Source organism: Donghicola eburneus (genome assembly GCF_900115865.1).
GTDB lineage: Bacteria > Pseudomonadota > Alphaproteobacteria > Rhodobacterales > Rhodobacteraceae > Donghicola > Donghicola eburneus.
In genome coordinates this window covers 1-2,422 of sequence record NZ_FOXY01000047.1, presented here as the reverse complement: position 1 = coordinate 2,422, position 2,422 = coordinate 1, and the positions used below count along the sequence as shown (strand labels likewise).

Annotated in this window: 1 protein-coding gene and 1 pseudogene; both read right to left on the bottom strand. The window is 52.0% G+C overall.

Annotated elements, in window-relative coordinates:
• A pseudogene (locus BM225_RS21435) lies at positions 1-547 on the bottom strand (transposase); the annotation flags it as partial.
• A gap of 1,321 nt (positions 548-1,868) precedes the next feature.
• Positions 1,869-2,099 carry a hypothetical protein gene (locus tag BM225_RS21430; RefSeq protein ID WP_143095449.1) on the bottom strand — a complete coding sequence of 77 codons (231 nt, stop codon included), beginning with the start codon at positions 2,097-2,099 and terminating at the stop codon, positions 1,869-1,871.
• Between the last annotated feature and the right edge of the window lie 323 nt (positions 2,100-2,422).

Genomic DNA, 2,422 nt, shown 5'->3' with positions numbered 1-2,422 from the left:
TTACGGACCATTAATCCTTCTTCGCGGTAGAGCCGATAAATCCGGTTGATGCCCGATGGCTCTCCTTCACGGCGCAACAATACGAACAGCCGGCGGTAACCGAACCGCCTCCGTTCGTTTGCCAATTCTCGCAACCGACTACGCAAGGCCGTATCCGGCGCACGCTGCGCAACATACCGGACCATCTTACGATCCGCGCCCACAATCCGGCACGCCCGCCGTTCCGAGAACCCGAATTGGCTTCTCAGCTGCGCGACCGCCTCGCGCTTAACAGCGGGCGTCACCACTTTTTTGATACCAACTCACGCATCGCTGCCAGATCCAGCATCTGTTCAGCCAGCAGCTTCTTCAGCTTGGCATTCTCGTCTTCGAGTGTCTTCAGCCGCTTGGCTTCGGACACGGTCATCCCGCCGAATTTTGCCTTCCAATTGTAGAAAGTGCCTTCGGCCATACCATGCTTGCGGCAAAGATCAGCGCATTTGGCGCCGGCCTCATGCTCGGTCAAAATCCCGATGATCTGTTCGTCCGTAAATCGTGTACGCTTCATTGTCTGTCCTCAAATTGGGTCAGACTCTAATCGATGATGGAGGAAAAATCCCGTGGCAGGTCATTATCCAGATCGAAGACTGGCACAATCACTGGGGTAGATGCCTCATGTCCTTAGTGCCGGAAACGTCATGTGGGCCTTTGCAAGTGAGCCGATGACAGCACGTCACTGGTTCTATATTTTTGTTACTCTACTAAGCAGTAATGGGGACAGAAAACTTTGCTACAAATCTTTGACAGTCTGTCCGCATCAACTTGGACGAGAAAAATCCACAGAAGCACGTATCATTTGCAGCGTCGCTAACGTAGTCAGCACGCAATGTCTGGGAGAGATGGGAAACAATTTTCAAATCGCAAAGATGAAAAAGATCACCGTTACTGCACAAGTCAAGGTTGTACCATCAGGTTGCCGCCACTTAGCCAAGCGCGGCTCTGCATCCATAATTGAAAACCTCATTCAAGAGAGCTGTCGCATTCTGACTCGCAGTTATGCCCTCTATACGTCCTGCCCGACAGCAACTTTTTCTCTGCTTGGCGTAGGCCCTACTCTATAGATCGCGTCATCGCGGGCCTGCAGATGCCCGTTTCACCATTCTACAAAAAGAAGTTGGCAGCAGAATTTTCGCGTCAGTTCACAACAATGGTATCGGTGGATACAGCCATCTCGGACAATCAGTGTAGCTGACCACTCACGACGTAGAATCCAAGTCGGCCGCCCTTCTGTATATCCATGACATTTTCTTTGCCGAGCCGGACTGTTTTCGTCTCACCGGAGCAACCAGAAGTACATCCCTCCTCGCAAGGTGGGTGACCCCTAAACCATCTACGCTGCGATGACGCTCACAATAAGCCGTTCCGTTCTTTCTGCACGCCAAATCCGCATAACATTCCAGATCACACATCCAGTACAGATGAACTCAGGATCGAGTTTGGGTCGAATAAGCTTCCTGCAATCCTCAGCCTAAAGTACGAAGCTTTCTTTCAAGGAAAGACCCAAGGGCCAGGGTTCTGGTTCCTTGCTGCAGCGATGACACCGTGGAAATGGCCTGCCCCCAAGCAACGCTACCACTCCTTGCGCAGACCGAGTACACATATCGATCTGTGCAATCCCCGTTGTTACCGAGATGCAGATTACAGCGCACTTCGCGCGTTTGGCATTCAGGGTCAGAAGCTCCGACAAAACATGTTCTCATGCGACCAGGCAATAAAATTCATAAAGCTGACGGAGACTGGCCTCCAACATCTGACATCCACCCCCTCGACGGAGCAGTCTTCGCCCAAAATCGCCCGCTCTAGGATACCAGCAGCAGCATTCTCTGGGCTTAGGACAGATCGAGCGCGGTGGTGAAGCCGATTTCTTTGCTGGCACCCAATGCTTCTGGAAACGCTCTTATTGGGTTCGGCGTCGTCCTAGGAGCGAGGACTGTGACAGGCTTGATCTTTCCGAAGTCGCGCGAGACATGAAAGTTCGCCCCAAATTTAGAGGCATCTTGCAAAAGGCGCTGCCAGCCTTCATCACACACAATCATCCTTGGTGAAACGCGCACCTTCACGGAAGGTTGATCCCTAGATGATCGCCTAACATCCGATCGACAAATCTTTGTCCTAGAAATGCCTTATATCGAAGGTAGACGTCTCTCGGAGACGAAAGCGGTCGCTTCGTAGTATTAGTCCCAACGGCTGCCTTATTCGCAGGACTATGCTAAAGGCGCCTACAGATGAGAACGTGTTGAAAGATGTAGGGTTGCGCGGGCGAACGAGCCACGCAGCTTTCGCCTAGGCGGCAAGGTTGGGTAATGCATCCGAACGAATGCGCTCAAATGTAGTATCACCAAGCAACGAAACTTGCCAAGGCGCCGCTCTTTTTTCTCTGCTG